Here is a 26,986-nt window from a genome sequence, read left to right on the forward strand (position 1 = left end):
CGCTGGCATGCGCCAGTGTGAATGCGCCGAACTCCAGCGGAGTCCACCGAAGGAGGCATTCCATGAAGCTTTCCATTCTTGCGGTCCCCGCGGTCGCCCTGATGATCGCGTTTCAGCCGGCACTGGCGCAGACGTCCAAGCCCGCGGACAAGTCCTCGCAGGTCAAACCACCTGCCCTGAGTGTGGAGGACTTCGACAAGCAGCTTGCACGGATGCAGGATCACATGAAGCAGATGCAGGCGCAGATGGACAAGATCGCGCAGACACAAGACCCGCAGGAGCGCCAAAGGCTGCTGCAGGAGCACTGGACGTCAATGCAGGCGGCAATGTCCAGCATGCGCGGCATGTGGGGCCCAGGGGGTGCGGGTTGCTGCGGAGGCAGTCCGGGCGCGATGGGGCCGGGAATGATGATGGGCGGGCCGATGATGGGCTGGGGCCATATGCGGGGCTACTACAGCGACCTCTCGCCAGAGCAGTTGAGGCAGCGCCAGTACATGATGGATCAGTATCTGCCGATGCAGCAGATGATGATGGATCACATGATGTGGCATCAGCGCTGGATGAACCCGCCCGCAGCTACGAAGTAGTTCGCCGGTCTGCTGTTGCCGGGCGCGATACGCGCGCACAAACGCGAAGAATTGGTACGGCCGGCCGACGGCTGCCGCGGCAGCCTTCGGCCTATCGCTTCGCCTTCGCCACTTCCTCCGCCACGAGGGCAGCGAGTTGATCTGGCCCGAAACTGGGCAGGCTGCGGCCGTTGACGAAGAAGGTGGGTGTCCGGCTGACCTGCAGGGCGGTGAGGTCTTCGACATCCTGGCTCAGCAGCGCCTGCATTTCGGGTCGAGCCATGTCCTCCCGGGCCCGCTCGATGTCCAGGCCGGCGGCCTGTGCGATCTCGAAAGTGAGGTCGGGGTTGGGCCGGCCGTGGTCGGCCCAGGTCGGCTGGGCTTGCAGCACCGCTTCCAGCACCGGTTGGAACTTGCCCTGGCGCTTGGCCGCTTCGAGCAGCTTCACCACCTGATCGGAGCCCTGGTGGAACGGCGCGTAGCGAATGACGAGCCGGACCTCCTGCGGATACCGTGCCATCAGGCTCTTGACGAACGGATAGAACGCGCGGCAGGTCTCGCAGGCCGGGTCGAAGAACTCAACGATCGTGACCGGCGCGCCCTGAGGGCCGAGTACCGGCGAGTGCATGCGCACGAGGCGGGTCTGCTCGGCGCGGACCGTCTGGTCCTGCGCGCTCTGTGTCTGCTTTCGGTACACGCTCACGCCGACGACGAAAGCGGCGACCATGAGGATCAGGATGCCGGCGACGGCCACCTTCTTGGTGTTCATGGACGGGTCCTTCGCAGGTATACGAGCAGCAGAGCCGCGATGGCAGTGAAGGCCAGCAGGGACAGCCACGGGATCTGGATGCCGCCGAGGATCACCAGCTTCTGGTCACTGCAGGATGGGCCGGCGCCGCAGGGGATCCACCACTGCGGTACCCAGCCCGCAATCAGCGCCGTGTGATAACCCGCCACCGCAACGCCGCCCAGCGCCAGGGGCAAGGCGTAGATGGCTCCGCGGCGGTCATTGCCAAAGGCCGCCATGCCGAGGATCACGGCCAGCGGGAACATCAGGATGCGCTGGTACCAGCACAGCTGGCAGGGCGTCATGCCCATCACCTCGCCAATGAACAACGCGGCGAAGGTCGAGACCAGTGCGACGGCCCAGGCGGCGGACAGCCAGACCCATCCGGTGCTCGACCGGGTGGATGATGGGCCGTCGCGTTCGCCGTTCGCGCTGTTCATGACGCGCGCAACCTTACTTCAGCGTGAAGCGGGCGGTCGCCGGCTTGCCCGCGACGGTCACGACGGCCACGGCCTTGGTTCCAGGACCGACCTTGAAGCTGCCGGTGGCCTCGAGCTTGTCGCCAGCAGGCTTGAGTTCGACCTCCTGCTTCTCGGTGCCGGTCAGCAGCGTGACCTTGGCAGTGGCCTTGGATACGTCAGCTGCCTTGCCGTGGTCGCGCAGGTGGAGCTGAATGACAGTGGGTTTTGCCACCAGTTCGAAGTCCACGTCCTTGACCTCGACCACGACGCCGCCGTGCAGCGGCTTGTGCTCGTGCGCGTGGTCGTGCTTGTCGTCGGCGGCCCATGCCGCGCCGCCGGTGGCAATCAGGCCGGCCGCAATCAGGTTCAATGCTTTCATCGTGAGTCCTTTCGGTTGGAGGAACAGTCAAAGCGCGTCACCGGCGCTGTCGTTGGCCAGGCTCTCGGCATCCCTGCGGCCGAACAGCCAGAACATGGCGGGGGTGAGGAAGGTGTCGAGCAGCGTGGAGCTGATCAGGCCCGAGAAGATCACCACCGCCACCGGGTGCAGCACCTCGGTGCCGGGCCGCTCGGCCTCGAACAGCAGCGGTGCCAGCGCAAAGGCGGTGACCAGCGCGGTCATCAGCACCGGGCTGAGCCGCTCCAGCGATCCGCGCACGATCATCTTGTGGTCGAAGTTCTCGCCCTCGAAGCGCATGAGGTTGATGTAGTGGCTGACCTTCAGGATGCCGTTGCGCACCGAGATGCCGGCCAGCGTGATGAAGCCGACCAGCGCCGCGATCGACAGCGGCTGCCCCGACAGCCACAGGCCGAGCACCGCACCGACCAGTGCCAGCGGAATGTTGCTCATGATCAGCAGCGACAGCGTGGTCGAGCGGTAGCGGCTGTAGAGCACCACGAACATCAGCGTCAGCGACACCAGGGACAACAGCCCCACTAGCCGCGACGCCTCCTCCTGCGCCTTGAACTGCCCGCCGAGCGTGACGAAGTAGCCCTCTGGAAACTTGGTGTCGGCCACCACCTTGCGGATGTCGGCCACGATCTCGGACAGCGCGCGGCCTTCTGCGTTGGCCGACAGCACGATTCGCCGCTTGCCGTCGTCGCGGCTGATCTGGTTGGGCCCGTCGCCGTCCTCGATGGTGGCGATCTTCGACAGCGGAACGCGTCCGCTGGGTGTCTCGATCAGGATCCGGGCCAGGCCGTCGGTCGAGCGCGCCGACTCGGGCAGTCGCACGACCAGCGCAAATCGACGACCGCCTTCGACGATCTGCGCCACCTTCTCGCCCTCGACCAGACTCTGCAGCGTGGCCAGCACTTGTGGTGCCGGTACGCCGTACTGCGCCGCCGCCGCGTAGTCCACGCGGATCTTGATCTGTGGTGCCAGCACCTGCTTCTCGATCTGCAGATCCGCGATGCCGGGGATCGCAGTCAGCTTGCCGCGCAGCACGTCGGCCTGGCCGCGCAGCGTATCCAGGTCCTCGCCGAAGATCTTGATCGCGATCTGCGAGCGCACGCCCGAGAGCATGTGGTCGATGCGGTGCGAGATCGGCTGGCCGATCTCGATGGCCGCCGGCAGGTTGACCAGACGCCCCCGGATGTCGGCCTTGACCTCCTCCATCGGGCGGGTCAGCTCGGCGGTCGGGATCAGGCCGACATCGAGTTCGCTGACGTGCACGCCCTCGGCGTGCTCGTCGAGCTCGGCCCGGCCGCTGCGGCGGCCCACGTGCGTGACCTCGGGCACCTGCTTGACCAGCACTTCGGCCTGGCGCGCCAGCGCCGTGGTCTCAGCCAGCGTCACGCCCGGATTCAGCCGCATGCCGATCAGCAGCGTGCCCTCGTTGAACGGCGGCAGGAAGGTGGTCGGAAAGAACGGCACCGCCACCGCGGCCAACGCCACCGCTGTGCCGGCCGCGACCAGGGCGGCCTTTGGCCTATCGAGCACCGCCTGCAGGCTGCTCGCGTAGCGCGCCTTGAGCCAGGCCAGCACCTTGGTGTCGCCATGCTCCAGCGACTTCATGCTGGGCAGCAGGTAGAAGCTCATCACCGGCGTCACCGTCACCGAGACGATCAGCGAGGCCAACGTCGAGACGATGAAGGCGATGCCCAGCGGCACGAACAGCCGCCCCTCCATGCCCGGCAGCGCAAACAGCGGGATGAACACCAGCACGATGATCACGGTGGCGTAGAGGATGGCCGAGCGCACTTCCATCGTGGCCCGCGCCACGACCTCGATCGGGTGCAGCCGGTGATCGGGATGCTTGGCGCGGTCTTCCTTGAGCCGGCGCAACACGTTCTCGACGCCGACGACCGCATCGTCAACCAGGCCGCCGATGGCGATCGCCAGGCCGCCGAGCGTCATGGTGTTGATCGACAGCCCGAAGTAGCGAAACACCAGTGCGGTGATGAAGATCGAGACCGGAATCGCGGTCAGCGCGATGATGGTCGGCCGCAGCGTGCCGAGGAAGAAGAACAGGATCGCGGCGACGAAGACCGAGGCACCGATCAGCTTGCCCTGCAGCGTGGTGATCGAGGCTTCGATGAAGGTGGCCTGGCGGAACGTGACCTGCGGCGCCTCCATGCCGGTCGGCAACGAGGTCTTCATGCCGACCAGCGCCTCTTCGATCGCTCGCGTCAGTGCGATCGTGTCCGCAGTCGGCTGCTTCTGGATGCCCAAAATCACCGCCGGCTTGCCCTCGAATCCCGCGTCGCCGCGCTTGAGCGCGGCGGCAAAGCTCACGTCGGCGATCTGCCGCATCAGGATCGGCTGACCGTCACGCGCGGTGAGCGCCAGGTTCTTCAGGTCGTCGAGCCGTGATGTGCGGCCGAGGTTGCGGATCAGGTACTCGCGGCCGTTGAGCTCCAGAAAACCGCCCGAGGTGTTGGACGAAAAGCCCTTGAGCGCGGCCTCCATCTGCTCGTGCGTGATGCCGAGCTCGGCCATGCGCGCGGTGTTGGGCTGCACCTGGAACTGGCGCACCTCGCCGCCGATCGGGATCACCTGCGCGACGCCGGGAATGGCCAGCAGCCGCGGCCGCAGTACCCAGTCGGCGTACTCGCGCACGGCCATCGGCGAAATCCTCGCCGTGTCGACCGGGATCGCGATCTGCATGATCTCGCCCATGATCGAGCTGATGGGGCCCATGCGCGGGATCACGCCCTCGGGCATGCCTTCTTCCATCGACGACAGACGCTCCGATACGAGCTGCCGCGCACGGTAGATGTCGGTGCTCCAGTCGAAGGTGACGTAGAGGAAAGACAGGCCGGCAGAGGACACCGAGCGCACCGATTCCACCCCCGGCAGACCATTCATGGTGGTCTCGAGCGGGAAGGTGATGAGCTGCTCCACCTCCTCGGCGGCCATGCCACCGGCCTCAGTCATGATGGTGACGGTCGGCTTGTTGAGGTCGGGAAAGACATCGACCGGGGTGCGCGAGAGCGTGAAGGCGCCGTAGGCCATCAGTACCAGCGCGCCGATGATCACCAGCAGCCGGTTCGCCAGGCTGTTGTCGAGTAGCCACTTGAACATGCGTGACTCCTCAGCGGACCTGGTTGATCAAGGTGGCGCCCTGCGTGGCCACTCGATCACCGGCTTGCAGTCCCGAGGTCACCGCGACGTTGACGCCGTCCAGCGGCTCGGTCGTCACCGTCCGGGGCTCGAAGCGCTCGGGCGCCGTCTTGACCCAGACGATGGTCTGGTTCGACGGGCTCCTCAGCAGCGACGCCGCGGGCACCGCGATGCCCTTGACCTGAGAGCGGGTCTGCACGAAGACGCGCACCGGTTGACCGACCGCGAGCTTGCCCAGGGCCGCGCCCTCGGCACCAAAGCTCAACGGCAGCGCTTGTTCGCGCAGGCTGCGCGCGGCACCCAGAAAGCTCAGCGGCACGCGCTCGCTGCCCACCGCCAGCGTGGCGCCGGCGACATCGCCTGCCAGCGCGGCGTCGAAGGCCAGGGCCTCGATGCGCAGGCGCTTCGGATCGACGATCTCGAACACCAGTTCGCGCGCGTCCACCACCTGGCCGGCGACCGCGCCGGTCGAGGCGATCACGCCGCTGACCGGGGCGACAAGCGTGTCGCGGTTGCTCAGGCCGCCGCTGACGGCGGCGATGCGTTGCGACAGGCTGGCCGCTTCGCTCTCGGCGGCCTCGATCTCCTTGCGCGGCACGGTATCGGCCAGGTCCCTCAGCCGCGCGACGCGCTTGTCGGCCAGGTCACGCGCGGCGCGCAGCTCGGCCAGTTGCGCGGCCTGGTTGGAGCGGTCGATCGGCGCGGCCGACGGCACCACGTAGGCCAGGATCTCACCCTTGCGCACCGTCTGACCCGCGTTCGGCAGGCCGCGTGGGCCGGCTTCGATGCGGCCCGGCACCACGGCCTGCACACGGCCGCCGGCGTTGGGGTCCATCACGACCCGGCCGTTGAGCTCGATCGAACGTGGCAGCTCGCCGGCCTCGGCCACCATGGTGCGCAGTCCCAGTTGGCGCTGCGCCGGCTTGGGCAGGAACACGCTGCCGTCTGGCAGGCGCTGCGGGCCGTTGCTGTTGGTGGCGGCCTGAGCGTCGCCATGGTCATGGCCTTCGCCGGCCATCGAGCTCGTGGCTGCCAGCGCCAACAGCAGGCTGCTGATGAGGAAGCGCGCCTTCATGCCGCACCTCCCATGCGCAGCGGACGCTGCGTGCTTGCACGGCGGATGGCCCAGGCCAGCAGGCCGAGGGTGACGAGGCCGCCGGCGACCCAGATGCCGATGCGCTGCCAACCCTGTGCGGCTGGCGCTTCGTCGGCGTGCTCGTCGTGGATGTCGAGTTCGCCGGCCAGCAGATCGGTCTCGGCACCGGCAATGACAGTCGCCGTGACCGGCAGCACGCCCGGCTTGGGAGCCTCGGCCAGCGTGGCCTCGAACTCGCCTTCGGCATGAGTTTCGGTCTTGATCTTGGCGCCGCCGATCTCGAGTTCGAGCTGAGCGCCCCTGACTGGGCTGTTGTCGGCAAAGCGGTCGAGGTAGAGCGTGAGCTGCTTGCCATCGAGTACGCCGACGAGTTCAAAGGCTTCTGAAATCGCGGTGAAGCGCGGCAGCGCCGAGCCGGCCGCGGTCGGCGCCGCGTCGCCATGGTCGTGGCCGTCGCCGGCACGCGCGCCGGTCACCAGCAGCAGGCCAGCGGCCAAGGTGAGCGCGATCAGTGGCCGCAGTGAGATGTGTTGCATCGGTGTGTCCTTGATGGGTGCCGCAGCGCGGTCTTATTCGGGCAGCAGGCCCAGGGCCTGGCGAAGTTGTGACAAGGCCAGCGCCTGGTCGATGCGGGCACGGGCGCTCTGGCGTTCGGCCTCGACCGCTTCGAGGTCCACCCGCAGGCGGGTCGGCAGGTCGGTTTCGCCCAGGCGGAATGACTTCTCGAAGAAGCCCCGTGACTCGTGCGCCAACGCGGCGCGACGGTCCGCGGCGGCGACGACCAGCGCTGCCGAGGCCACGCGGGCCCGGGCCGCGTCGATCTCGGCGGCCAACCGCTCACGCTCGATGCCAAGCAACTGCTCGGCCTCGATCTGGTCGGCGGCGGCCGACGCCACCTTGGCCCGGCTGCGGCCGTCGGAACCGAAGGGGATGCGCACGCCGACCGTGATCGACTGGTCGTAGGGCACGCCGCTGATGCCGCGCTCGCGCGTGGTGGCCAGATTCAACTCTGGATTCGCGCGCGACTGCGTACCGGCCAGCTCTCGCGTGCGACGGGCGAGTTCGGCGCGATCGCCAAGCTCGCGCAGCACCGGGTGGGAGGGATCGGCCGCCGTCTCGGCAGGTATCGCTTCGGGCGTCTCGGCCAGGCGGCCATTGGGTACCGGGCCGGTGACCGAGCGCAGGGCCTGCATCGCCGTCGCCTCGGCGGCCACGGCCTCGGCCAGCGCCGCCTGGGCACCCGCCATCGCGCCATCGGCCTGGTGCTGGTCGGCGCGCGACAGATCGCCGGCCTTGGTGCGTCGGGCCACATCGGTGGCCAGTTGCTCGGCGTTGGCGAGCCGCGCCTTGGCCAGGGTCACGTCCTGCCGGCTGCGGTGCACTGCCCACCAGGCCTCGCGCACGCTGCCGGCCACGCGCCACTGGGCGGCGCTCAATCGGCTGTCGACGGCGCCGCGCTCGGCCTCGGCGACGGCCTGGGAGTGCGCGCGCTGGCCGGGCAGCCAGAGCGGAATGGCAACGCCGGCCACGTACTCACGGTTGCCGTTGTCGCGATTCAGGCGATCGGACTTGGCGGAGAGCTCCACCGCGAGTGGCTCGGCGATCCAGCTGGCCGCCACATCGCGCTGTGCTTGAGCCGCGTCGCGGCGCGCATCGGCGCCTCGGGCTTCCGGGTGGCGCAGCCAGGCTGCTTCGGTCGCCTGCTTCAGCGTCAGCGTCGTGGCAGTGGCGTCGGTCTGCGCGGACGCGAGCGGGGCAAGGAGCAAGGCACCCGAGGCCGCAAGCGTCAGGGCGAGAAGGGGCAAGCGTCGCCCCGGGCCTTGGCCATTGCAAGGTCTTGAAGTCATGGGAATCCTCGTCGAGAGCAGCCGCAAGGGCTGTCAGAGCCGACGGGCACGAGGCCCGTGGCGTCACCGAACGACGAGGAGACGCGCCTTCAGCGCGTGGTGGGCAAGCTGTGCGGCAGCGTTCCTCGCCGGGATCAGGCGAGGACGGCGCGTGGTGGCCGCAGCGGATGGTCGACGGACCGATCCGCGAAAGACGCCGAGTGGTGGCTCGGCACATAGCCCGCTTCGAGGCTCGAAGGCATGACGCCCATCGGCATCAGGATCGAAGCGCAACTGCCGTGGCAGGTGTGGCAGTCCGCGTCGAAGGTGGGCTGCTGGTCACCAGCTGCGGCCGTCAGGTCCTGGTCGGCATCGGGGCCGGCCTGTTCGTGGACGTGCTCGTGATGCCCGACATGCTGGGCCGCGACGCCCGTCTCGTGCTGGCAGGCGCTGGCCACAGCGGCCCAGGTCCACTGGGTCGGCAGCAGCAGCATCAGGAAGATGATCAGCAGGCGTCGCACGGCCGGAAGTCTATCAACGGTCAGCAGAAACGGTCAGTTACCCGACCGTGTCCGCAGCAGCCGCAGGCCATTGCCGACGACAAGCAGGCTCGCCCCCATGTCGGCAAACACCGCCATCCACATGGTGGCGTGGCCCAGCAGCGCGAGCACCAGGAACACCGCCTTGATGCCGAGCGCCAGGCTGATGTTCTGCCACAGCACGCGATGGGTGCGCTGCGAAAGACGCACCGTCTCGGCAATGCGGCGCAGGTCGTCGTTCATGACCACCACGTCGGCGGCTTCCATCGCGATGTCGGTGCCGGCCGCGCCCATCGCCACGCCGATGTCGGCCTGGGCCAGTGCGGGCGCATCGTTGATGCCGTCGCCGGTCATCGCCGTGGGGCCATGTTCGGCCTGCAGCGCCTTGATGGCGGCCAGCTTGTCTTCTGGCAGCAGGTTGCCGCGGGCCTCGTCGATGCCCGCCTGGCTGGCAATGGCGGTGGCGGTGGCCTGGTTGTCGCCGGTCAGCATGACCGGCTGGATGCCGAGCGACTTGAGATCGGCGACGGCCTCCCGCGACGAGGGCTTGATGGTGTCGGCGACCGCGAACAGCGCGAGCACCGCCTCCTGCGACGCCAGCAGCGTGACGGTGCGGCCGGCTTGCTCATGCTCGAGCAACTGCGCTTCGAGCGCCGACGAGCATTGGCCGCGCTCGTGGATGAGCCGGTGATTGCCGAGCACGTAGGTGGCACCGCCGACGCTGGCCTCGACACCGCGGCCGACCAGCGCCTTGAACTCTTCGATTGCCAGGGCTGACGACTCCAGTCCCTGGGCGATGGCCTTGGACACCGGATGATCGGAGTGGCCCGCCAGTGCGGCGGCCACGGCCTCCGCGCGAGCACGATCGATCGCCGCGCCCAGTGTCTCCCAGGCCACCAGCTTGGGCTTGCCTTCGGTGATGGTGCCGGTCTTGTCGAGCGCGATCGCCTTGAGCTTGCGCGCTTCTTCGAGGTAGACGCCGCCCTTGATGAGGATGCCGCGTCGTGCGGCAGCGGCGAGACCGCTGACCACGGTGACCGGGGTCGAGATCACCAGCGCGCAGGGACAGGCAATGACCAGCATCACCAGCGCCTTGTAGGCCGCGTCGAGCCAGGCCCAGCCCATGACCAGCGGACCCAGCAGGGCCACCGCCAGCGCGATGGCAAAGACCGCCGGCGTGTAGACCGCCGTGAAGCGATCGACGAAGCCCTGCGTTGGCGCACGCGTGCCCTGGGCCTGCTCGACCGCATGGATGATGCGGGCCAGCGTCGAGTTCGACGCCGCCGCCGTCACGCGCATCTCAAAGCTGCCGGTCTGATTGATGGTGCCGGCAAAGACGGGATCTCCCGCCGCCTTGTCGACCGGAATGCTCTCGCCGGTGACTGGCGCCTGATCGATGCTGGTGCTGCCGCTGATGAGCATGCCGTCGAGCGGGACGCGCTCGCCCGGGCGGACACGAACCACCGCGTCGAGCGCAACTGAGGCGACACCGACCGTCTGCCAGCTGCCATCGGCCTGGCGCACGTCGGCCTGTTCGGGGGCCATCGCCATCAGGCCTTGGATGGCATTGCGGGCACGGTCGACGGCGCGAGCCTCGATGAGTTCGGCGATCGCATACAACGCCATCACCATCGCCGCCTCGGGCCATTGGCCGATCAGCACGGCACCGGTCACCGCGACCGTCATCAGTGCGTTGATGTTGAGGCGGCCGCGCAGCAGCGCATTCAGGCCCTTCTGGTAGACATCGAAGCCGGCCAGCCAGATGGCCGTGGCGGCCAAGCCGAGGCCGAGTGCCTTCGCGGGCAGCGTGTCCGGCAGGAAGAAGGCAGCGAGTTCGGCGCATACCGCCAGCCCTAGGGCAAGGCCCAGCCGTTTGAGACTGGAGTTGGCGTCGTGCTGATCGTCGTGATCGTGGCCATGGCCGACGCTGGCTTCCGCGCTCACCTCTTCAGCAAAGGGCTGAGGATCAAAGCCGATGCGACGGATGGCTGCCACGGCTTGAGCCATGACATCGGGCGGCGCATCGATGGCGAGGCTGCGCTCGCCGACGCGAAAGTTCAGGTTGCGGATACCCGGGATCCGATCGAGCTCCCGACGGATCTCGGCTTCCTCGGTCGCGCAGTCCATCGTGGCGATGCGAAAGCGCGACCCAACGCCGGCATTGCTGGCTTGCGCCGTGGGTGCGGCGCAAGCGGCGGATCCGCAGGCTTCTCGATCGCAATGGTCGCCATCTTGCGCCGGGTTGGCAGAGGGCTTCGCTTCGGTCGTGGAGATGTGCTGAGGCATGACCCGCATTGGAAACCCTGTAGCAGGTGTAGAGTCAATCGAACCGATTCAAGGGTGTTGAACGATGAGGATTGGCCAGCTTGCGAGTGTCACCGGTACGCCGGTCGAGACGATCCGCTTCTACGAACGTGAGGGGCTCTTGCCCGCACCGGATCGGACAGAAGGCAACTACCGCGTCTACACGGCCAAGCACGCCGACCGGCTCGTCTTCATTCGCAACTGCCGGCACCTCGATATGGCGCTCGACGAGGTGAGAGTGCTGCTGAAGTTCAGGGACGCACTTCAGACGGACTGTGGCGAGGTCAACGCGCTGCTCGACGAGCACATCGAGCACGTGTCAAGGCGGATCCGCGAGCTCAAGGTTCTCGAGAAGGAGATGAAGGCCTTGCGCGCGCGATGCTCGATGCCGCACGCATCGGCGGAGTGCGGGATTCTTCAGGGCTTGGAGCACGGCGACGGGGCGCCCGGTGCTCGCGGCAGAGCCGCACCGCGCCATGTCCGCGGATCACATTGATCGGTCGCCTCGCAATTGGAGAGCGGCTCTCAGCCTCCGGTCTCGCAGGAGGTTGCCGGGGCGCCCCGGGGGTTCGCCGTTCGACGCTGGCTGGGGCGCTGTCCGGCCGGGATTGGCCGCTTGGGCGTCGCCACGGTGCGCAGCGGGGGTCGGGAGCGCCGGCTGGTGCCCCTCGGTAGCCGCCCAGCACCACTGAGCGTCGCATGGAGCGACTAGCTCAAGCCGCCACCGCGAGGCGCACCGCAGCCATGCGTTCGCCGCGCACCGCGGCGTCGACAAAATCGCCCCAGAACTGCAGCATCGCCTTGCGTTGCTCGGCGTACTCGGCCCGGTTGTAGATCCCGCGCACGCCGCCGATCGTGTGGTTCAGCGCCTTCTCCACCACGTCGGACGGCCAGCCGTTCTCGTGCAGCAAGGTTGAGGCCGTGCGGCGCAGATCGTGGATGGTGAAAACCGGGATCGGCTGCGTCTCCAGCGCCTTCTTCAACGCCGAGTTCATGGCGTTGTGGGCGAAGGGCTTCTTCAGGCTACTTCGGCCGGGCATCACGAGTTCGCTCGTCGAGGCCAAGGCTCGCAGCTCCTTGAACAACGCAGTTGCCTGGCTCGACAGGTAGACGATGTGCGGCTTGCCGGTCTTGGAGGTCTCGGCCGGGATGTGCCACTCGCCCTGGTCAAGGTGCACATCCGACCAGCGCGCCTGGATCAGTTCGGACTTGCGCACCATCGTGAGCAACACCAGCCGCAACCCCGCCTTGAACTGGCGTCGGACATTCGACGCCTCGACGGCGCGCAGGAACACGCCGATCTCTTCCCGTGACAGGTTCCGGTCGCGCGACTTTGGTTTGAAGACATGGCGTGCCGGCAGGCCGTGCACGGGGTTCACGGTGATGAGCCCACAGGTGATGGCGTAGTCGAACAGGCGCTTGAGCAGGCCCCGAATGTCGGCGGCGGCCGCGTCGAAGCCATGCGCCTTCTTGGCCCAGATGATCGACCGCACGTCTTCGGCACTGACCTCGCTCACCTGCAGCGCGCCGATGGCGGGAAAGATCTGCCGGTCGAGGTAGCGCCGCGGGATGGTGGTGATCTTGCGGTCGCGGGTGACGATCTCACGGAAGAAGCGCTCGCCGAAGTCCTTGACGGTCTTCTCCTTCACTTCCTCGCGCTTGCTGGACTGCTTGGCGCGCGCCGGCGACTCGCCGCGCTGGACCTCGCGGCGAGCCTCGAAGCACAGCTCGCGCGCCTCCTTGAGCGTGATCTCCGGGTAGGTGCCGATGACCAGCTTCTCGGCCTTGCCGCCGAGCCGGTAGCGGTACATCCAGGTCTTGCGCCCGCTGGCCTTGACCTCGATCAGCAGGCCCTCGCCGTCGGCGGATTGGTAGGTGGCGGTCTTCGGCTTCAGCGCCTTCAGTGCGGTATCTGTCAGTCGTCCCAAGTTGCTCTCCAACAGTGATCGTGTGTCCATGGACACAGCGAAGCCCGAAAAGCGGGCCGCCATGGACACATCCATGGACACAAATCACTGAGCTCGGCTGAGCATATGTGAGCAGACCTGGCATAAAAAAACGTTTACCGCAGAGGTAGATGAGAGGAGAAGCGAGCCGATCTGATCGCTCCTCAGCACCAGCTCTACTTTCCAATGCAGAAGCGCCCGAAGATTTCACCCAGCAGGTCATCGGCGCTGAAGGCGCCGGTGATGGCGCCGAGGCAATCGTGCGCCAGCCGCAGTTCCTCGGCCAGCAGGTCGAGCGCGGCGTCGCGCTGCTCGGCCAGTTGCTGCGCCAGTCGCAGGTGCTCGCGCGATTGATCGAGCGCGCGCAGGTGGCGCGCGCGGGCGATGAACACGCCCTCGCCACCCGGTTGCCAGCCGGCGAGTTCGAGCAGGCGCGCGCGCAGTGCGTCGAGCCCGGCGCCGCTGCGGGCCGATAGCGCCAGATGCTCGCCGGCCATCGACACGCCGCCGGTCGCGGCCGGCGCGAGGTCGAGCTTGGTGTCGAGATGCAGCACCGGCGCGGACGCGCCGCCAATGCGCACGGCGATCTCGCGGTCGGCCGCCGCGTAGCTCGCGTCGCCGGCGCGCGTGAGATCGTGCAGGAACAGCACCGCGTCGGCGTCGCCGATCGCCTCCCAGCTGCGCGCGATGCCGATGCGTTCGGCCTCGTCGACCGCGTCGATGCGCAAACCGGCGGTATCGACCACGTGCAGCGGCACGCCCTCGATCTGGATCGTCTCGCGCACCTTGTCGCGCGTGGTGCCGGGAACCGGCGTCACGATCGCCAGCTCGGCGCCGGCCAGCGCGTTGAGCAGGCTGCTCTTGCCGGCGTTGGGCTGGCCGGCGAGCACCACCGTCAGGCCCTCGCGCAGCAGCGCGCCCTGGCGCGCGCGGGCCCGCACGGCGTCGAGCGCGGCCAGCACCCGTTGCAGGCGACCGCGGGCATCGGCCTTCTCGAGGAAGTCGATCTCTTCCTCGGGAAAGTCGAGCGTGGCCTCGACCAGCATGCGCAGCTCGATCAGCGCGTCGCGCAACACGCCGATCTCGGTCGAGAAGGCGCCGGCCAGCGCGCGTCCGGCCGAGCGCGCGGCGGCCTCGGTGCTGGCATCGATCAGGTCGGCCACCGCCTCGGCCTGGGCCAGGTCGAGCTTGCCGTTGAGGAAGGCGCGCTCGGTGAACTCGCCCGGCTCGGCCGGACGCAGGCGCGGCAGCGTGTCGTCCTGCGCGGCGGCCTCGAGGCAGCGCGCCAGCAGCAACTGCAGCACGATCGGCCCGCCATGCGCCTGCAACTCGAGCACGTCCTCGCCGGTGTAGCTGTGCGGGGTCGGGAAGAACAGCGCCAGGCCGCGATCGATGGCCTCGCCGCCGGCATCGAGGAAGGGGCCGTAGTGCGCGTGGCGGGAGCTGAGCTCGCGCCCGGTCAGCGCCCGCGCCAGCGCACCGAGGCCGCGCCCGGAGACGCGCACGATGCCCACCGCGCCGCGGCCCGCGGCGGTGGCGACGGCGACGATCGGTTCATGGTGGCGCGGCAGCATGGTCGGGATTGTCGGGCTCCACAAAGCACGACGCCCCGCGGCGTGAACCGGCGGGGCGTCGTGGGTTGCTTTCAGCGTCGGATCAGTTCACGCCGAGCCGGCGGTTGATGAACCACTGCTGCGCGATGGACAGCACGTTGTTCGTGATCCAGTACAGCACCAGGCCGGCCGGGAAGAAGAAGAACATGATGCCGAACACCAGCGGCATGATCCACATCAGCTTGGCCTGCACCGGATCCGGCGGCGTCGGGTTGAGCCAGGTCTGCAGTAGCGAGGTGGCGGTCATCACGATCGGCAGGATGAAGTACGGATCCTTGGCCGAGAGGTCGGTGATCCACAGCCACTGCGCGTTGCGCATTTCCACGCTCGACAGCAGCACCCAGTAGAGCGCGATGAAGACCGGGATCTGGACCAGGATCGGCAGGCAGCTGCCGAGCGGGTTGATCTTCTCCTCGCGGTAGATGCGCATCATTTCCTGCTGCATCTGCTGCGGGTTGTCCTTGAGGCGCTCGCGCATCTCCATGATGCGCGGGTTGACCTTCTTCATCCGCGCCATCGACGCGTAGGCGCGCGCGTTGAGTCCGTAGAACGCGGCCTTCAGCAGCACCACCAGCGCGACGATCGCCCAGCCCCAGTTGCCGATCAGCTGGTAGAGCCACGAGAGCAACCAGAACAGCGGCTTGGCGAGGATCGTGAAGATGCCGTAGTCCTTGACCAGGTCGAGGCCGGGCGCCAGCTCCTCGAGCTTCTTCTCCTCCTGCGGACCGGCATAGAGCTGGCTCGTGAAGCTGCGGGTCTGGCCAGGCTCGATCGGCCCGAGCGCGAACAGCTGGCCGATGGCGTAGAGATTGGTGTCGACCTTGCGTGCGTAGAACTCGCGCGCCGCGGCGTCGCCGTGCAGCCAGGCGCTGATGAAGTAATGCTGGACCATCGCGACCCAGCCGTTGTCGGCGCTCTTGTCGATCGAGGCGTTGCCCTTCTCGATGTCCTTGAACTCGATCTTCTTGAACTTGGCCGCGTCGGTGTAGACCGCCGGCCCGGTGAAGGTGAAGTAGAAGCTCGACTCCCCGGGCGGCGGGTTGCCATCGCGCACCAGCTGCTGGTAGAGCTGCGGCGAGATCGCCGTGGTGCCGACGTTCTGCACCTCGTGCGTCACCTTCACCGCATAGCTGCCGCGCTTGAAGGTGAAGGTCTTGGCGAGCTTGACGCCGCCCATCACCGGCGACTCGAAGCGCACGTTCAGTTCGTCGGCGCCGTCCTGCAGCGTCGTCGCACCGGGCACGAGTTGCATCGGACTCAGATGCGACGGGAGGTCGGGCGCACCGACCAGGCCGGTCTGCGCCAGGTAGACGCGCTCCGCCGAGCGGTCGAACAGCACGACGTTGCGCGTCTTGTCGTTCTGGTCGACGTGATGCAGCAACTCGAGCCGCACCAGGCTGGCGCCGGCCGAGTCGAAGCTCGCCTTGATCAGGTCGCTGGTCACGGTGAAGGTCGTGCCGGCGGCCGGCGCCGACGCGCCGCCGACCGGTGCGACGGCCGCGGCCGCGGTTACCGAAGCAGCACCGCCCGCCATCGGCGCCGGTACCGCGGCGCTGCCGGCGATCGCCGGTGCCGAGCCCGGCGCCGGCGCAGTGACCGCCGGCTTGGCGCCGGCCCCGAAGAACATCGGCGGATGCCCGTTGTGCTTGTTCCACGCGTCCCACAACAGGACGAGCGACATCGTGAACACCACCCAGAGGACGGTGCGGCGCATATCGGTCATGACTTCTTGATCTCGCAGGACGACGTTGAATGGGAAAGAGGAGTCTCGGCCGCGGCGCGCGTGAGCCAGCCGGGTGCCCAGGCGGCGAGCCGCTCCGGCACCGGATCGCAGCCACCCTCGCAGCCCGGGTAGCAGCGCAGCAGGCGCCGCGCGCCGAGCGCGCTGCCGGCCAGCGCGCCATGGCGCTGAAGGGCTTGCATCGTGTAGGCCGAGCAGCTGGGTTCGTAGCGGCAGCTGTTGCCCAGCCAGGCGCTGAACAGCAACTGGTAGGCGCGCACCAGGCCCATCAGCAGGCGCTGCGGTGCGCGTGCCAGGTCATCGGCGGCCTGGGTCCAGGAGAACTGCATCGGTTCAGCCTCTGGGGCCGCCAGGCAAGGCCGCAAACAGGCGGCCCACCTCGTCGCGCACGCTCGCGCGCAGCGCGGGCGATCTGGCGCTGACGAAGTGCTTGGGATCGAAGGGCGCGCGCAGCCGCAGCACCCAGTTGCCCGCCGCCAGTGCAGCGGCACGCGCGTCGAAGGCGCTGCGCGCCTGGCGCTTGATCAGGTTGCGGGTGACGGCCCGGCGGGCATGCCGCTTGGGCACGACCAGACCGACTTGCAGCGTGTCTTCCACAGGCTTGGCGTCTGCAGATACTGTGCTTGTTGACAACTGGGCGTGGTGGAGCACGAAATGCTCGGTCCGGGCCACCGGTCGTGACGAAAGCGCAGCCGCAAAGGCGCTCGGATCGCCAAGGGCGATCCAGCGGCGTGCCGGCAAGGCGCTCATCGCGCTAGCGGCCAGCGCCGCTCAGGTCGAGACGGAAGCGTTGGAGGATCAGAGACCCAGGCGCTTGCGGCCCTTGGCGCGACGTGCGCTGATCACGGCTTTGCCACCGCGCGTCTTCATGCGCACCAGGAAACCATGGGTGCGGGCGCGGCGGATCTTCGACGGTTGGTAAGTGCGTTTCATGATGGAAAACCTCGGTAGCGATGACGTCGACCGACATCAGGCTCGGTCAGGCTGGGGCCCTGCTGGCAACCGGGCCCGATCGGCCTGGCTGCTTGAGCCCTCATGCGCAAAAGAACGGGCAGGACGCAGAAAAGCGGCGGTGCCCGGACGCGCGGAACCCGTGATTACACCAGAGATGGGCCATCCGGTCAAACCCGGAACCCTCCAAGGAGCCCGGCGATCTGTGGACGCCAGACCCTAGGAACTGTGGATAACCCTGCTGGCAGGGGTTCCGCGCGGCATAGAATTCAGCCGCTCGAACCCTGCTTGTCCACACAACAAAAGAATGAGTCCCGATCTCTGGCAGCGCGGCTGCGAGCGCCTCGCGCTGGAACTGCCCGAACAGCAGTTCAACACCTGGATCCGTCCGCTGCCAGGGGCCGAGTTGCGCGAGCACCAGGACAGCACGATCCTGACCCTGCGCGTGCCCAACCGCTTCAAGCTCGACTGGATCCGCACCCAGTACGCGCCGCGCATCGAAACGCTGATGAGCGAGCTCGCCGGCAAGCCGGTGCGGCTCGAGCTGCAACTCGCGACCCGCGATGCGACCACCGTCGAGCGTGCCCGTCCTTCCGCCAACCCGCCCGCCCACAACGGGGTTGCCGTCGCCAGCGTAGCGGCCACTCCGATCGCCGCGCCGGCGCCGAGCCAGTCCAAGCACCGGCTCAACTCGGCCCTGACCTTCGACACGCTGGTGCCCGGCCGCGCCAACCAGATGGCGCGCACCGCGGCGCTGCACGTGGCCGGCGCGCCGGGCCACATGTACAACCCGCTGTTCATCTACGGCGGCGTCGGCCTCGGCAAGACGCACCTGATCCACGCCGTCGGCAACGCGCTGCTGCGCGACAAGCCCGACGCCCGCGTGCTCTACCTGCATGCCGAGCAGTTCATCACCGACGTCGTGCGCAACTACCAGCGCAAGACCTTCGACGAACTCAAGGCCAAGTACCACTCGCTCGACCTGCTGCTGATCGACGACGTGCAGTTCTTCGCCGGCAAGGAGCGCACCCAGGAGGAGTTCTTCAACGCCTTCGAGGCGCTGCTGGCCAAGAAGGCCCACATCATCATGACCAGCGATACCTATCCAAAAGGTCTCGCAGACATCGATGAACGCCTGACCAGCCGCTTCGACGCCGGCCTGACGGTCGCGATCGAGCCGCCCGAGCTCGAGATGCGCGTGGCGATCCTGATGAAGAAGTCCGACGCCGAAGGCACGCCGATGCCCGAGGACGTGGCCTTCTTCGTGGCCAAGAACGTGCGCGCCAACGTGCGCGAGTTGGAAGGCGCGCTGCGCAAGGTGCTGGCCTACGCCCGCTTCAGCCAGAAGGAAATCAACATCGGCCTGGCACGCGAGGCGCTGAAAGACCTGCTCTCGATCCAGAACCGCCAGATCGGCGTCGAGAACATCCAGAAGACGGTGGCCGACTTCTACAAGATCAAGGTCGCCGACATGTACAGCAAGAAGCGCCCGGCCAGCATTGCCCGCCCGCGCCAGATCGCGATGTACCTGGCCAAGGAACTCACGCAGAAGAGCCTGCCCGAGATCGGCGAGTTGTTCGGTGGTCGCGACCACACCACCGTGCTGCACGCGGTGCGCAAGATCGGTGGCGAGCGCGGCAAGAACACCGAGCTCAACCAGCAACTGCACGTGCTCGAACAGACCCTGAAGGGTTGAAGACCCAGAAGCAGAAGCTTGTCCCGGCTGTCAAGGCATAGCTCTGGGGACAAGTTCGGAACAACCAGCAAGCTATCCACAGGACAAGGCCCGTTTCGAAACTTCTCCCCATTCGCGGCGCAGCGGCGACGGTCTCGGCCCACAGGGTTCATCCGTCGCTAAACCCGCGTCGAAACAGGCGAAAATCACGTTGTCCACAAGGCGAGCCGCCCTCTACTACGACGACTACCTTAAAGAGGTTGAAATGATTGTGTTGAAAGGCCAGCAGGAAAAACTTCTTGGCGCGCTGCAGGCAGTAGCCGGCATCGTCGAGAGGCGTCACACCCTGCCGGTACTGGCCAACGTCCTGCTGCGCAAGACCGGCGACCAGATCGAGTTCACCACCAGCGACCTGGAGATCCAGGTTCGCACCACGGCCAGCTTCGACGGCGACGCGGCCAACTTCTCGACCACGGTCGGCGCGCGCAAGCTGATCGACATCCTGCGCACCCTGCCGGCCGACCAGAACGTCAGCCTCACCAGCAACCAGAGCAAGCTCACGCTGGCCGGCGGCAAGAGCCGCTTCACGCTGCAGACCCTGCCGGCCGAGGACTTTCCGCTGGTGCAGGAAGCGGCCGACTTCGGCCCGGTCTTCGGCGTGCCGCAGAAGACGCTCAAGAGCCTGATCAACCAGGTTCACTTCGCGATGGCGGTGCACGACATCCGCTACTACCTCAACGGCATCCTGTTCGTTGCCGAGGGCAGCACGCTCACGCTCGTGGCCACCGACGGCCACCGCCTGGCGCTGGCGCAGGCCACGCTCGACAAGGACATCCCGAAGCAGGAGGTCATCCTGCCGCGCAAGACCGTGCTCGAACTGCAGCGCCTGCTGAAGGACGAGGACACGCCGATCGAGATGCGCTTTGCCGGCAACCAGGCCAAGTTCGCCTTTGCCGGGCTGGAGTTCGTCACCAAGCTGGTCGAGGGCAAGTTCCCCGACTACAACCGCGTGATTCCCAAGAACCACAAGAACCACATCACGCTCGGCCGCGTGCCGCTGCTGGCCAGCCTGCAGCGCGCCGCCATCCTCACGAGCGAGAAGTTCAAGGGCGTGCGCATGAACTTCGAGCCGGGCCTGCTGAAGATTGCCTCCAGCAACGCCGAGCAGGAAGAGGCCAAGGAAGAGATCGAGATCGACTACGGCGGCGACGCCATCGAGATCGGCTTCAACGTGACCTACCTGATGGACGCGCTGGCCAACATGCCGCAGGAGATGGTGAGCCTGTCGCTGCAGGACGCCAACAGCTCGGCGCTGGTGACGGTGCCCGAGCAGGCCGGCTTCAAGTACGTGGTGATGCCGATGCGCATTTGAGTCGCTTCGCTGCCGCGGGTTTGTGACCCCAGCGGCCAGCCAGCACAGCGGGCCGAGCGCCCGCTGAAGCGTTTTTGAAGGGGCTGTCGATTTCGGCCCCGCGATGGAAATGAGTGCCCCGATGAGTGAAGCCCAGACCCCGAAAGACTCCCAGAGCGAACACGACCGCGGCGTGACGCAGCAACCCGTGCCCTCGGCCGAGGGCCAGCCGATCTCGGTGGGTTCCGCGGCCTCGACGGCCTACGGCGAAGGTTCGATCCAGATCCTCGAAGGGCTCGAGGCGGTGCGCAAGCGCCCCGGCATGTACATCGGCGACACCTCCGACGGCACCGGTCTGCACCATCTCGTGTTCGAGGTGGTCGACAACTCGATCGACGAGGCGCTCGCCGGCCATTGCGACGACATCACGGTCACCATTCACAGTGACAACTCGATCAGCGTCATCGACAACGGCCGCGGCATCCCGACCGGCGTCAAGATGGACGACAAGCACGAGCCCAAGCGCAGTGCGGCCGAGATCGCGCTGACCGAGCTGCATGCCGGCGGCAAGTTCAACCAGAACAGCTACAAGGTCTCGGGCGGCCTGCACGGCGTGGGCGTGAGCTGCGTCAACGCGCTGTCCAAGTCGCTGCGGCTCACGGTGCGGCGCGAGGGCAAGGTTCACTACATCGAGTTCAAGAAGGGCGTGCCGCAGGAGCGGCTGATCGAGCTGCGCGACGGCTTCGAGATCAGCCCGATGAAGGTGATCGGCGAGACCGACAAGCGCGGCACCGAGGTTCACTTCCTGCCCGATGACGAGATCTTCTCGAACATCGACTTCCACTACGACGTGCTGGCCAAGCGTCTGCGCGAGCTGAGCTTCCTGAACAACGGCGTGAAGATCCGCCTGGTCGATGAGCGCGCCGGCAAGGAAGACAACTTCGCCTACGCCGGCGGCGTGCGCGGCTTCGTGGAGTTCATCAACCAGGGCAAGAAGGTTCTCAACCCGACGATCTTTCACGCCGTCGGCGAGAAGCAGAGCGAACAGAACACCACCATCACCACCGAGGTGTCGATGCAGTGGAACGACGGCTACAGCGAGAACGTGCTCTGCTTCACCAACAACATTCCGCAGCGCGACGGCGGTACCCACCTGACCGGCCTGCGCGCGGCGATGACGCGGGTGATCAACAAGTACATCGACGACAACGACCTCGCCAAGAAGGCCAAGGTCGAGATTGCCGGCGATGACATGCGCGAAGGCTTGGCGTGCGTGATCAGCGTCAAGGTGCCCGAGCCCAAGTTCAGTTCGCAGACCAAGGACAAGCTCGTGAGCTCCGAGGTGCGCGGGCCGGTTGAAGACGTGGTCGGCAAGACCCTCACCGACTTTCTGCTCGAGAACCCGATCGACGCCAAGATCATCGTCGGCAAGATCGTCGACGCCGCGCGTGCCCGCGAGGCGGCTCGCAAGGCGCGCGAGATGACGCGCCGCAAGGGCGTACTCGACGGCCTGGGCCTGCCCGGCAAGCTCGCCGATTGCCAGGAGAAGGACCCCGCGCAGTGCGAGATCTACATCGTCGAGGGTGACTCGGCCGGCGGCTCGGCCAAGCAGGGCCGCGACCGCAAGTTCCAGGCGATCCTGCCGCTGCGCGGCAAGATCCTCAACGTCGAGAAGGCGCGCTACGAGAAGCTGCTGAGCAGCGAGGCGATCCTCACGCTGATCACGGCGCTGGGCACCGGCATCGGCAGCGAGGACTTCAACGTCGAGAAGCTGCGCTACCACCGCATCATCATCATGACCGACGCCGACGTCGACGGCGCCCACATCCGCACGCTGCTGCTGACCTTCTTCTATCGCCAGATGCCCGAGCTGGTGGAGCGCGGCCACATCTACATCGCGCAGCCGCCGCTCTACAAGGTCAAGCAAGGCAAGCACGAGCAGTACCTGAAGGACGGCACCGAGCTCGACGCCTTCCTGCTCAAGGTGGCGCTGCAGGATGCGCAGCTCGACACCGGCCTCGGCACCGTGGAATCTGTGCTGAAGGGCGACACGCTCGAGAGCCTGGCCCGCGCCTACCTGCTGGCCGAGAACGTGATCGACCGCCTGCAGAACTGGATGGACGTGGAGGCGCTGCGTGCCATGGCCACCGGCCTCGAGCTCAAGCTCGACACCCCGGCCGAGGCCGAGGCGAGTGCTGCCGCGCTCAAGGCCGCGCTGCACGACGCCGAGGTCAGCGCCGAGACCGACGCGCGCCTGGACAAGCCCTACCTGCGCGTGGGCCGCCGCCACCACGGCAACGTCAAGGCCAGCGTGATCAGCGCCGACTTCATCCACGGCGCCGACTACGAGGCGCTGGCCGTGGCCGGCCGCACCTTCAAGGGCCTGGTCGGCGCCAACGCGGTGGTGGCGCGCGGCGAAGGCGACAAGCGCAAGGAACAGAGCGTGGCCGACTTCCGCGGCGCGATGGCGTGGCTGATGCAGCAGGCCGAAAACGCCGTGGGCCGCCAGCGCTACAAGGGCCTGGGCGAGATGAACCCCGAGCAGCTCTGGGAAACGACGATGGACCCGACCGTGCGCCGCCTGCTGCGGGTGCAGATCGAGGACGCGATCGAGGCGGATCGGGTGTTCACGATGCTGATGGGCGACGAGGTGGAGCCGCGGAGGTTGTTCATCGAATCGAATGCGTTGAGGGCGGCGAACATCGACGTGTAGTCGCCGCTGTAGGTGGGGGCATATCGTGAGAAATCGTGGGGCAAAAGGTGACAAGTAGGCTTCCCCGCACGACGGCGCCTTCAAGCCCCAAACGCAACAATCGAGTCAGCGAACTGAGTAATCGGGTTGATCTGGCCGGTCCAGCATCGCAGGGGATATTGTAGGGCGACCCATAACGTGAGAATTTGAGCCCCATAAGCTGAGAAATCTATGGGTGTTTCATAGCTCTCAGGTAAATGGCGGACCGCCACGTTCTCTGCCCACGTGAGGTCCGTCGCTCTTTGTGCACGCCCAACAGGGCTTGTGTGAAGGTATCTGAAAGGGAGTGAGCACGACCGACTTCGGCAAAGCGACCGATGCGTGCTCTGACAGAAGAACGAGTACAGATGAGTTCGATCACGAAGCCGAAGAGAGCGCTGCTGGCGTACTGCGCGCTGGCAGACCGCATCCATCAGTCCAACGCCGGAATGTTCGGGGCGCTCGTCCCATTCTTCGCGCCAATTTGCCGTGAATTTGCCGGTCGGATGTTTGACGCAGCGGCGTTCTCTAATGCAGTGGCCAGCCTGTATGGCATGCGAATCCCTCGACTAGCTGTCCTTGGCATGGCGGAACAGCTGGAGGGGCAAGGGCTTTTGGTCCCTGTCGTCGGGAAAGCAAGGGGCACGGTGTACCAGTACGCGGCCGTGAGCGTTGGTGAGGATGCGCCCGAGGTTCCGGGCGTTACAGAGCGCGAAATCGACTCCGTCCTGCATCAGTTCGTTGAATCCTGCCGTGCCGATCCGCTCTTCACCGACGAGACAGAGCAGCGCTTGCAAGAGGAGTTCCTGGATCGGCTGCTCAACGCTGAATCCATGCGGTTGCTTGCGCGCAAGGAAGCCAGTGTCGCGGCGAAGGCCTCGTCAAAGACCCTCGCCCTGAGGCGCGCTGAATCCGACCCCAAAGAGCAAAGGGGATTGCGACTCGATTTCCATGCCGCCCAGTTCCTGGTCGATTTGCGAGACAGCCAGCCCACGCTATTCGACCGGGTGTCGGACATCGCGTTCGCAAGCATGGCGGCCGAGGCGCTCGCCTGCTTTAGTGAGCCGGCGGTGGACAAAAAGGACCTTGGCGGCCTCGAAATCTACCTCGACTCGCCACTCCTGCTTGACGTTCTCGGCGTCAACGTCGACTACTCGGTCTACGGCACCGAGTTGCTCGCAATGGTCTCTTCAAGCGGCGCACAGCCAGCCGTCTTCGATGACTGCATCGTGGAAGCTGAATCGGTGGTGTCCGGCCAGCTCGCCTCGCTCCGCTCGGGGAATTCCCGCATCGGCTACTTTGGCGCTTCAGCGAAGCCCCATGTCCTCTCCGCCTTGAAAGGGAATATCGGCAGCCGCGCTGCGGCTGTTGGCATCTCCGTCAAGCAAGACCCGCAGCTCGACCTGATGCGACGGTCCAAGAACACTGTCGGGGACATTCAGGCTGAGCTGAGCAGACGCATGGCGCATTGGCCAAACGATGAGGCGCGTACCCATGACGAGCGCTCTGTGTGGGCCCTGCTGCGGATTCGCGACGCAAACACACTCTGTACTCGCATCTGCGACAGCAAGGCCGTTTTCATCACCAGAAACACGGCACTTGCTCAGGCGGCAAACGACGCCTGGAGAACTTGGCTTACTGCCGCCGCCAAGCAGAGTGTCAATGCAGCGAATCGTTGGGCGCCCGTCGCTCTTTCGGACAAGCAACTGGCGGGCTACCTCTGGCTTCGAAGCGGCGAAGGGAATGGCCAAATGTCTCGGGCTCGGCTGCTGGCTCACTGCTCGGCGGCAATTCGGCCGCGCCCCGATGTAAAGGCGCGCGCCTACAACTTGGTTCTCGACCTTCACGGCAAGGCGGAAGCCGACCACGTTGCTGCCCTCTTGGAAGATCGCGAGGGCGAACGCGCCTTGATGCGCGCGACCCGGGCCGATCCAGAGGACGTTACGCCCGAGCGGCTCCCATACATCATCGAGCAGGTGAAGCTCGCGGCGGGCGAGTTTGCTGCTGCGGTCGCTCGTGAGGAGGCGGAGCAAAAGCTCATTGCCCAGAAGGAAGAGGGTGAACAGCAACTTACGGCATTGCAAGTTGCCCATGAGGAACAGCTCGCTCGAATTGCGTCCGATAACGCCAAGGCCCAGAAAGAGAACGCGAAAGGTGTGGAGAAGCTGCATGCTGAGTTAGCCCAGCGTGACCACGAATCCACCCAGTTGGAAGGCAGGGTGGACGCCCTGAGCCAGCAGCTTCTGTCACGAGAGCGTTCCGATCTAGCCGAGCAACTGCACGCACTGTCCCAAGGCCTGGCCGCCGGAGTGGGAGTATTCAAGCGAGTTCGCTGGCTGCTCGTATTCCTCTTCTCCTCGGTGGCGGCGCTTGCGACCGCGCTCGGAGTGGAATGGCCTTTTTTCGGGCAAGTGGCGTCCTTCGCCGTGACTGCGTTCGGTTTTTGGTTTGTGCCAGAGGCACTTGGACGGCCTACACGGTGGGTGGCCATGCGTGAGACCAGGACTAGCGTTCATCGCATACATCCGCGCCTTGCCATGCCTAAAGACATCCCTGATTTCAATTCCGGCACGTGGAGCGCCATTGATACCCTCAAGCAGAAACTTGATGGCCTAGGCAGCGATACCGGACCAGTCGCGCGAACTGCAGCGGTTCACTTCTCGCAATGACGCGACGGCTGTCGGATCTGACCAGCAGCGCTGCCGTGCAGGCGGCGCTGGATGAGTTCGCAGGCGTTGGCCGAGACGCCTTCCTGGCCAAGCATGGCTTTGGCCGGTCGCGCAGCTATGTGGTCGTCGATCCTCGATCGGGCATCGAGGCCGATTCGAAGGCCATAGCCGGTGTGGCATTCGGCATTCAGTTTCCCGAGGAAGGACCACTGCGCCCGAGTGACTTTTCCGGTGGCGACGCGACCGTAGTGTCGCGATTGCAGAGCCTGGGCTTCATCGTCAAGAGCTTGCTGGCCGAGACTGCAGGCGACGACTGGCGACGCGAAGAAGTCGAGCTCATCGTGGCCGACTACCTCGCGATGCTGACGCTCGAATTGACCGGTCAGCACTACAACAAGACCGCGCACCGCCGTCGCTTGCTGGAACTGTTGAATGGTCGATCGAACGGGTCCGTCGAGTTCAAGCACGGCAACATCAGCGCCGTGATGCTGGAGCTGGGGTTTCCGTACCTGCGTGGCTACAAACCAAGAGCGAACTTCCAACGGCGACTGCTGACCGAGGTGGTCAGCGAGCAAGTCCAACGGCACCGCGTGCTCGATGACGCAGCCATGGCCGCGGCCTTGCGCCCCGTCGAGAAAGCCGACGTCAGCGACTTCAGTCGCGTCAAAGCACCAGCACCACAACGAGCGCTCGTTGCGCGGGAGCAGGCGGCGATTTACGGTCGACTGCCGATCAAGCGCGACTACCTGCAGCGCGAAGCGCAGAACCGCGCACTGGGTCTGGCTGGCGAGGAGTTCGCTCTGAGCTTCGAGCGCTGGCGCCTAGCGGGTCTCGGTGCAGGACAACTGGCCGAGCGAGTTGAGCATGTGTCGCGGACACAAGGCGACGGACTCGGCTTCGACATACAGTCGTTCGAGGTCGACGGCCGCGCGCGCTACATCGAGGTCAAGACAACCGCGTTTGGTGAACGAACGCCGTTCTTCGCCTCTGCGAACGAAGTGCGCTTCGCTCAGGAGAACACAGAGCAGTTCCGGCTGTATCGGCTCTTTGACTTTCGAGCCGCACCCCGACTGTTTGAGCTCGCAGGCGCCATCGAGCGACATTGCTCCCTCGATCCGGCTACTTACAGAGCGAGCTTCGACTAGCAACGCGCACGATAGCTGGC

General features: G+C 66.4%; 22 protein-coding genes. 7 read left to right on the forward strand and 15 right to left on the reverse strand.

Annotated elements, in window-relative coordinates; translation table 11 throughout:
• Positions 1 to 62 precede the first annotated feature (62 nt).
• Entirely contained in the window at positions 63 to 587 is a 525-nt protein-coding gene (locus tag EV670_RS08070) for a hypothetical protein (RefSeq protein ID WP_130431326.1), read from the forward strand.
• 91 nt (positions 588 to 678) lie between these two features.
• Here EV670_RS08070 and EV670_RS08075 read toward each other — a convergent pair whose 3' ends face one another.
• The 9 genes from EV670_RS08075 to EV670_RS08115 all read right to left on the reverse strand — a co-directional run bounded on the left by EV670_RS08075 (position 679) and on the right by EV670_RS08115 (position 11,126).
• Positions 679 to 1,335: a DsbA family protein gene (locus EV670_RS08075; RefSeq protein ID WP_130431327.1), complete on the reverse strand. Its 657-nt coding sequence runs from the start codon at positions 1,333 to 1,335 to the stop codon at positions 679 to 681.
• A complete protein-coding gene (locus EV670_RS08080; protein ID WP_130431328.1) occupies positions 1,332 to 1,793 on the reverse strand; it encodes a disulfide bond formation protein B in 462 nt (153 codons plus the stop codon). Before EV670_RS08080 ends, EV670_RS08075 begins: the two co-directional genes overlap by 4 nt.
• Positions 1,794 to 1,806: 13 nt before the next feature.
• Positions 1,807 to 2,193, reverse strand: coding sequence for a hypothetical protein (locus EV670_RS08085; RefSeq protein WP_130431329.1), 387 nt, complete (start codon positions 2,191 to 2,193; stop codon positions 1,807 to 1,809).
• Positions 2,194 to 2,220: 27 nt separating this feature from the next.
• The gene (locus tag EV670_RS08090) at positions 2,221 to 5,340 is read right to left on the reverse strand and encodes an efflux RND transporter permease subunit (protein WP_130431330.1); all 3,120 of its coding nucleotides are present in this window, start codon (positions 5,338 to 5,340) and stop codon (positions 2,221 to 2,223) included.
• 10 nt (positions 5,341 to 5,350) lie between these two features.
• A complete protein-coding gene (locus EV670_RS08095) occupies positions 5,351 to 6,454 on the reverse strand; it encodes an efflux RND transporter periplasmic adaptor subunit (RefSeq protein ID WP_130431331.1) in 1,104 nt (367 codons plus the stop codon).
• Positions 6,451 to 7,011, reverse strand: coding sequence for a hypothetical protein (locus EV670_RS08100; protein ID WP_130431332.1), 561 nt, complete (start codon positions 7,009 to 7,011; stop codon positions 6,451 to 6,453). Before EV670_RS08100 ends, EV670_RS08095 begins: the two co-directional genes overlap by 4 nt.
• A 33-nt stretch (positions 7,012 to 7,044) precedes the next feature.
• Positions 7,045 to 8,349, reverse strand: a complete 1,305-nt coding sequence (locus EV670_RS08105) for a TolC family protein (protein ID WP_242616879.1) — start codon at positions 8,347 to 8,349, stop codon at positions 7,045 to 7,047.
• Positions 8,350 to 8,456: 107 nt separating this feature from the next.
• Positions 8,457 to 8,822 carry a hypothetical protein gene (locus tag EV670_RS08110; protein WP_130431333.1) on the reverse strand — a complete coding sequence of 122 codons (366 nt, stop codon included), beginning with the start codon at positions 8,820 to 8,822 and terminating at the stop codon, positions 8,457 to 8,459.
• Between the two features lie 33 nt (positions 8,823 to 8,855).
• Positions 8,856 to 11,126 (reverse strand): heavy metal translocating P-type ATPase, encoded by a 2,271-nt coding sequence (locus tag EV670_RS08115; RefSeq protein WP_130431699.1) that lies wholly within the window; start codon positions 11,124 to 11,126, stop codon positions 8,856 to 8,858.
• Positions 11,127 to 11,190: 64 nt separating this feature from the next.
• On the opposite strand from EV670_RS08115, the gene cadR reads away from it, so the two are divergent.
• Positions 11,191 to 11,640: a Cd(II)/Pb(II)-responsive transcriptional regulator gene (cadR, locus tag EV670_RS08120; protein ID WP_130431334.1), complete on the forward strand. Its 450-nt coding sequence runs from the start codon at positions 11,191 to 11,193 to the stop codon at positions 11,638 to 11,640.
• A 217-nt stretch (positions 11,641 to 11,857) separates the two neighbouring features.
• Here the strand turns inward: cadR and EV670_RS08125 are convergent, their stop codons facing one another.
• The 6 genes from EV670_RS08125 to rpmH all read right to left on the reverse strand — a co-directional run bounded on the left by EV670_RS08125 (position 11,858) and on the right by rpmH (position 17,377).
• Entirely contained in the window at positions 11,858 to 13,072 is a 1,215-nt protein-coding gene (locus EV670_RS08125) for a tyrosine-type recombinase/integrase (protein ID WP_242616881.1), read from the reverse strand.
• 194 nt (positions 13,073 to 13,266) lie between these two features.
• Positions 13,267 to 14,664, reverse strand: coding sequence for a tRNA uridine-5-carboxymethylaminomethyl(34) synthesis GTPase MnmE (gene mnmE, locus EV670_RS08130; protein WP_130431336.1), 1,398 nt, complete (start codon positions 14,662 to 14,664; stop codon positions 13,267 to 13,269).
• A gap of 82 nt (positions 14,665 to 14,746) precedes the next feature.
• Positions 14,747 to 16,426 (reverse strand): membrane protein insertase YidC, encoded by a 1,680-nt coding sequence (yidC, locus tag EV670_RS08135; RefSeq protein ID WP_130431337.1) that lies wholly within the window; start codon positions 16,424 to 16,426, stop codon positions 14,747 to 14,749.
• Entirely contained in the window at positions 16,423 to 16,773 is a 351-nt protein-coding gene (gene yidD, locus EV670_RS08140) for a membrane protein insertion efficiency factor YidD (protein ID WP_130431338.1), read from the reverse strand. Before yidD ends, yidC begins: the two co-directional genes overlap by 4 nt.
• 4 nt (positions 16,774 to 16,777) lie before the next feature.
• Complete coding sequence (locus EV670_RS08145) at positions 16,778 to 17,194, reverse strand: ribonuclease P protein component (RefSeq protein WP_130431339.1); 417 nt, start codon at positions 17,192 to 17,194, stop codon at positions 16,778 to 16,780.
• A gap of 48 nt (positions 17,195 to 17,242) precedes the next feature.
• The gene (rpmH, locus tag EV670_RS08150; protein WP_130431340.1) at positions 17,243 to 17,377 is read right to left on the reverse strand and encodes a 50S ribosomal protein L34; all 135 of its coding nucleotides are present in this window, start codon (positions 17,375 to 17,377) and stop codon (positions 17,243 to 17,245) included.
• A 325-nt stretch (positions 17,378 to 17,702) separates the two neighbouring features.
• On the opposite strand from rpmH, the gene dnaA reads away from it, so the two are divergent.
• The 5 genes from dnaA (at position 17,703) to EV670_RS08175 (ending at position 26,966) form a co-directional block, all read left to right on the forward strand.
• On the forward strand, positions 17,703 to 19,091 hold the full coding sequence (dnaA, locus tag EV670_RS08155; RefSeq protein WP_130431341.1) for a chromosomal replication initiator protein DnaA: 1,389 nt from the start codon (positions 17,703 to 17,705) through the stop codon (positions 19,089 to 19,091).
• Between the two features lie 244 nt (positions 19,092 to 19,335).
• Entirely contained in the window at positions 19,336 to 20,442 is a 1,107-nt protein-coding gene (gene dnaN, locus EV670_RS08160; RefSeq protein ID WP_130431342.1) for a DNA polymerase III subunit beta, read from the forward strand.
• 109 nt (positions 20,443 to 20,551) lie between these two features.
• Entirely contained in the window at positions 20,552 to 23,134 is a 2,583-nt protein-coding gene (gene gyrB, locus EV670_RS08165) for a DNA topoisomerase (ATP-hydrolyzing) subunit B (RefSeq protein ID WP_130431343.1), read from the forward strand.
• A 386-nt stretch (positions 23,135 to 23,520) separates the two neighbouring features.
• Positions 23,521 to 25,821 carry a hypothetical protein gene (locus tag EV670_RS08170; RefSeq protein WP_130431344.1) on the forward strand — a complete coding sequence of 767 codons (2,301 nt, stop codon included), beginning with the start codon at positions 23,521 to 23,523 and terminating at the stop codon, positions 25,819 to 25,821.
• The gene (locus EV670_RS08175; protein ID WP_130431345.1) at positions 25,818 to 26,966 is read left to right on the forward strand and encodes a protein NO VEIN domain-containing protein; all 1,149 of its coding nucleotides are present in this window, start codon (positions 25,818 to 25,820) and stop codon (positions 26,964 to 26,966) included. The genes EV670_RS08170 and EV670_RS08175 overlap by 4 nt, the downstream gene beginning before the upstream one ends.
• Positions 26,967 to 26,986: the final 20 nt, after the last annotated feature.

This window comes from Rivibacter subsaxonicus, assembly GCF_004217215.1.
GTDB classification, from domain to species: domain Bacteria; phylum Pseudomonadota; class Gammaproteobacteria; order Burkholderiales; family Burkholderiaceae_C; genus Rivibacter; species Rivibacter subsaxonicus.

Coding starts and splice junctions, on each gene's coding strand:
- EV670_RS08070 (WP_130431326.1), top strand. CDS start 63: ATGAAGCTTTCCATTCTTGCGGTCCCCGCGGTCGCCCTGATGATCGCG.
- EV670_RS08075 (WP_130431327.1), bottom strand. CDS start 1,335: ATGAACACCAAGAAGGTGGCCGTCGCCGGCATCCTGATCCTCATGGTC.
- EV670_RS08080 (WP_130431328.1), bottom strand. CDS start 1,793: ATGAACAGCGCGAACGGCGAACGCGACGGCCCATCATCCACCCGGTCG.
- EV670_RS08085 (WP_130431329.1), bottom strand. CDS start 2,193: ATGAAAGCATTGAACCTGATTGCGGCCGGCCTGATTGCCACCGGCGGC.
- EV670_RS08090 (WP_130431330.1), bottom strand. CDS start 5,340: ATGTTCAAGTGGCTACTCGACAACAGCCTGGCGAACCGGCTGCTGGTG.
- EV670_RS08095 (WP_130431331.1), bottom strand. CDS start 6,454: ATGAAGGCGCGCTTCCTCATCAGCAGCCTGCTGTTGGCGCTGGCAGCC.
- EV670_RS08100 (WP_130431332.1), bottom strand. CDS start 7,011: ATGCAACACATCTCACTGCGGCCACTGATCGCGCTCACCTTGGCCGCT.
- EV670_RS08115 (WP_130431699.1), bottom strand. CDS start 11,126: ATGCCTCAGCACATCTCCACGACCGAAGCGAAGCCCTCTGCCAACCCG.
- cadR (WP_130431334.1), top strand. CDS start 11,191: ATGAGGATTGGCCAGCTTGCGAGTGTCACCGGTACGCCGGTCGAGACG.
- mnmE (WP_130431336.1), bottom strand. CDS start 14,664: ATGCTGCCGCGCCACCATGAACCGATCGTCGCCGTCGCCACCGCCGCG.
- yidC (WP_130431337.1), bottom strand. CDS start 16,426: ATGACCGATATGCGCCGCACCGTCCTCTGGGTGGTGTTCACGATGTCG.
- yidD (WP_130431338.1), bottom strand. CDS start 16,773: ATGCAGTTCTCCTGGACCCAGGCCGCCGATGACCTGGCACGCGCACCG.
- EV670_RS08145 (WP_130431339.1), bottom strand. CDS start 17,194: ATGAGCGCCTTGCCGGCACGCCGCTGGATCGCCCTTGGCGATCCGAGC.
- rpmH (WP_130431340.1), bottom strand. CDS start 17,377: ATGAAACGCACTTACCAACCGTCGAAGATCCGCCGCGCCCGCACCCAT.
- dnaA (WP_130431341.1), top strand. CDS start 17,703: ATGAGTCCCGATCTCTGGCAGCGCGGCTGCGAGCGCCTCGCGCTGGAA.
- dnaN (WP_130431342.1), top strand. CDS start 19,336: ATGATTGTGTTGAAAGGCCAGCAGGAAAAACTTCTTGGCGCGCTGCAG.
- gyrB (WP_130431343.1), top strand. CDS start 20,552: ATGAGTGCCCCGATGAGTGAAGCCCAGACCCCGAAAGACTCCCAGAGC.
- EV670_RS08170 (WP_130431344.1), top strand. CDS start 23,521: ATGAGTTCGATCACGAAGCCGAAGAGAGCGCTGCTGGCGTACTGCGCG.
- EV670_RS08175 (WP_130431345.1), top strand. CDS start 25,818: ATGACGCGACGGCTGTCGGATCTGACCAGCAGCGCTGCCGTGCAGGCG.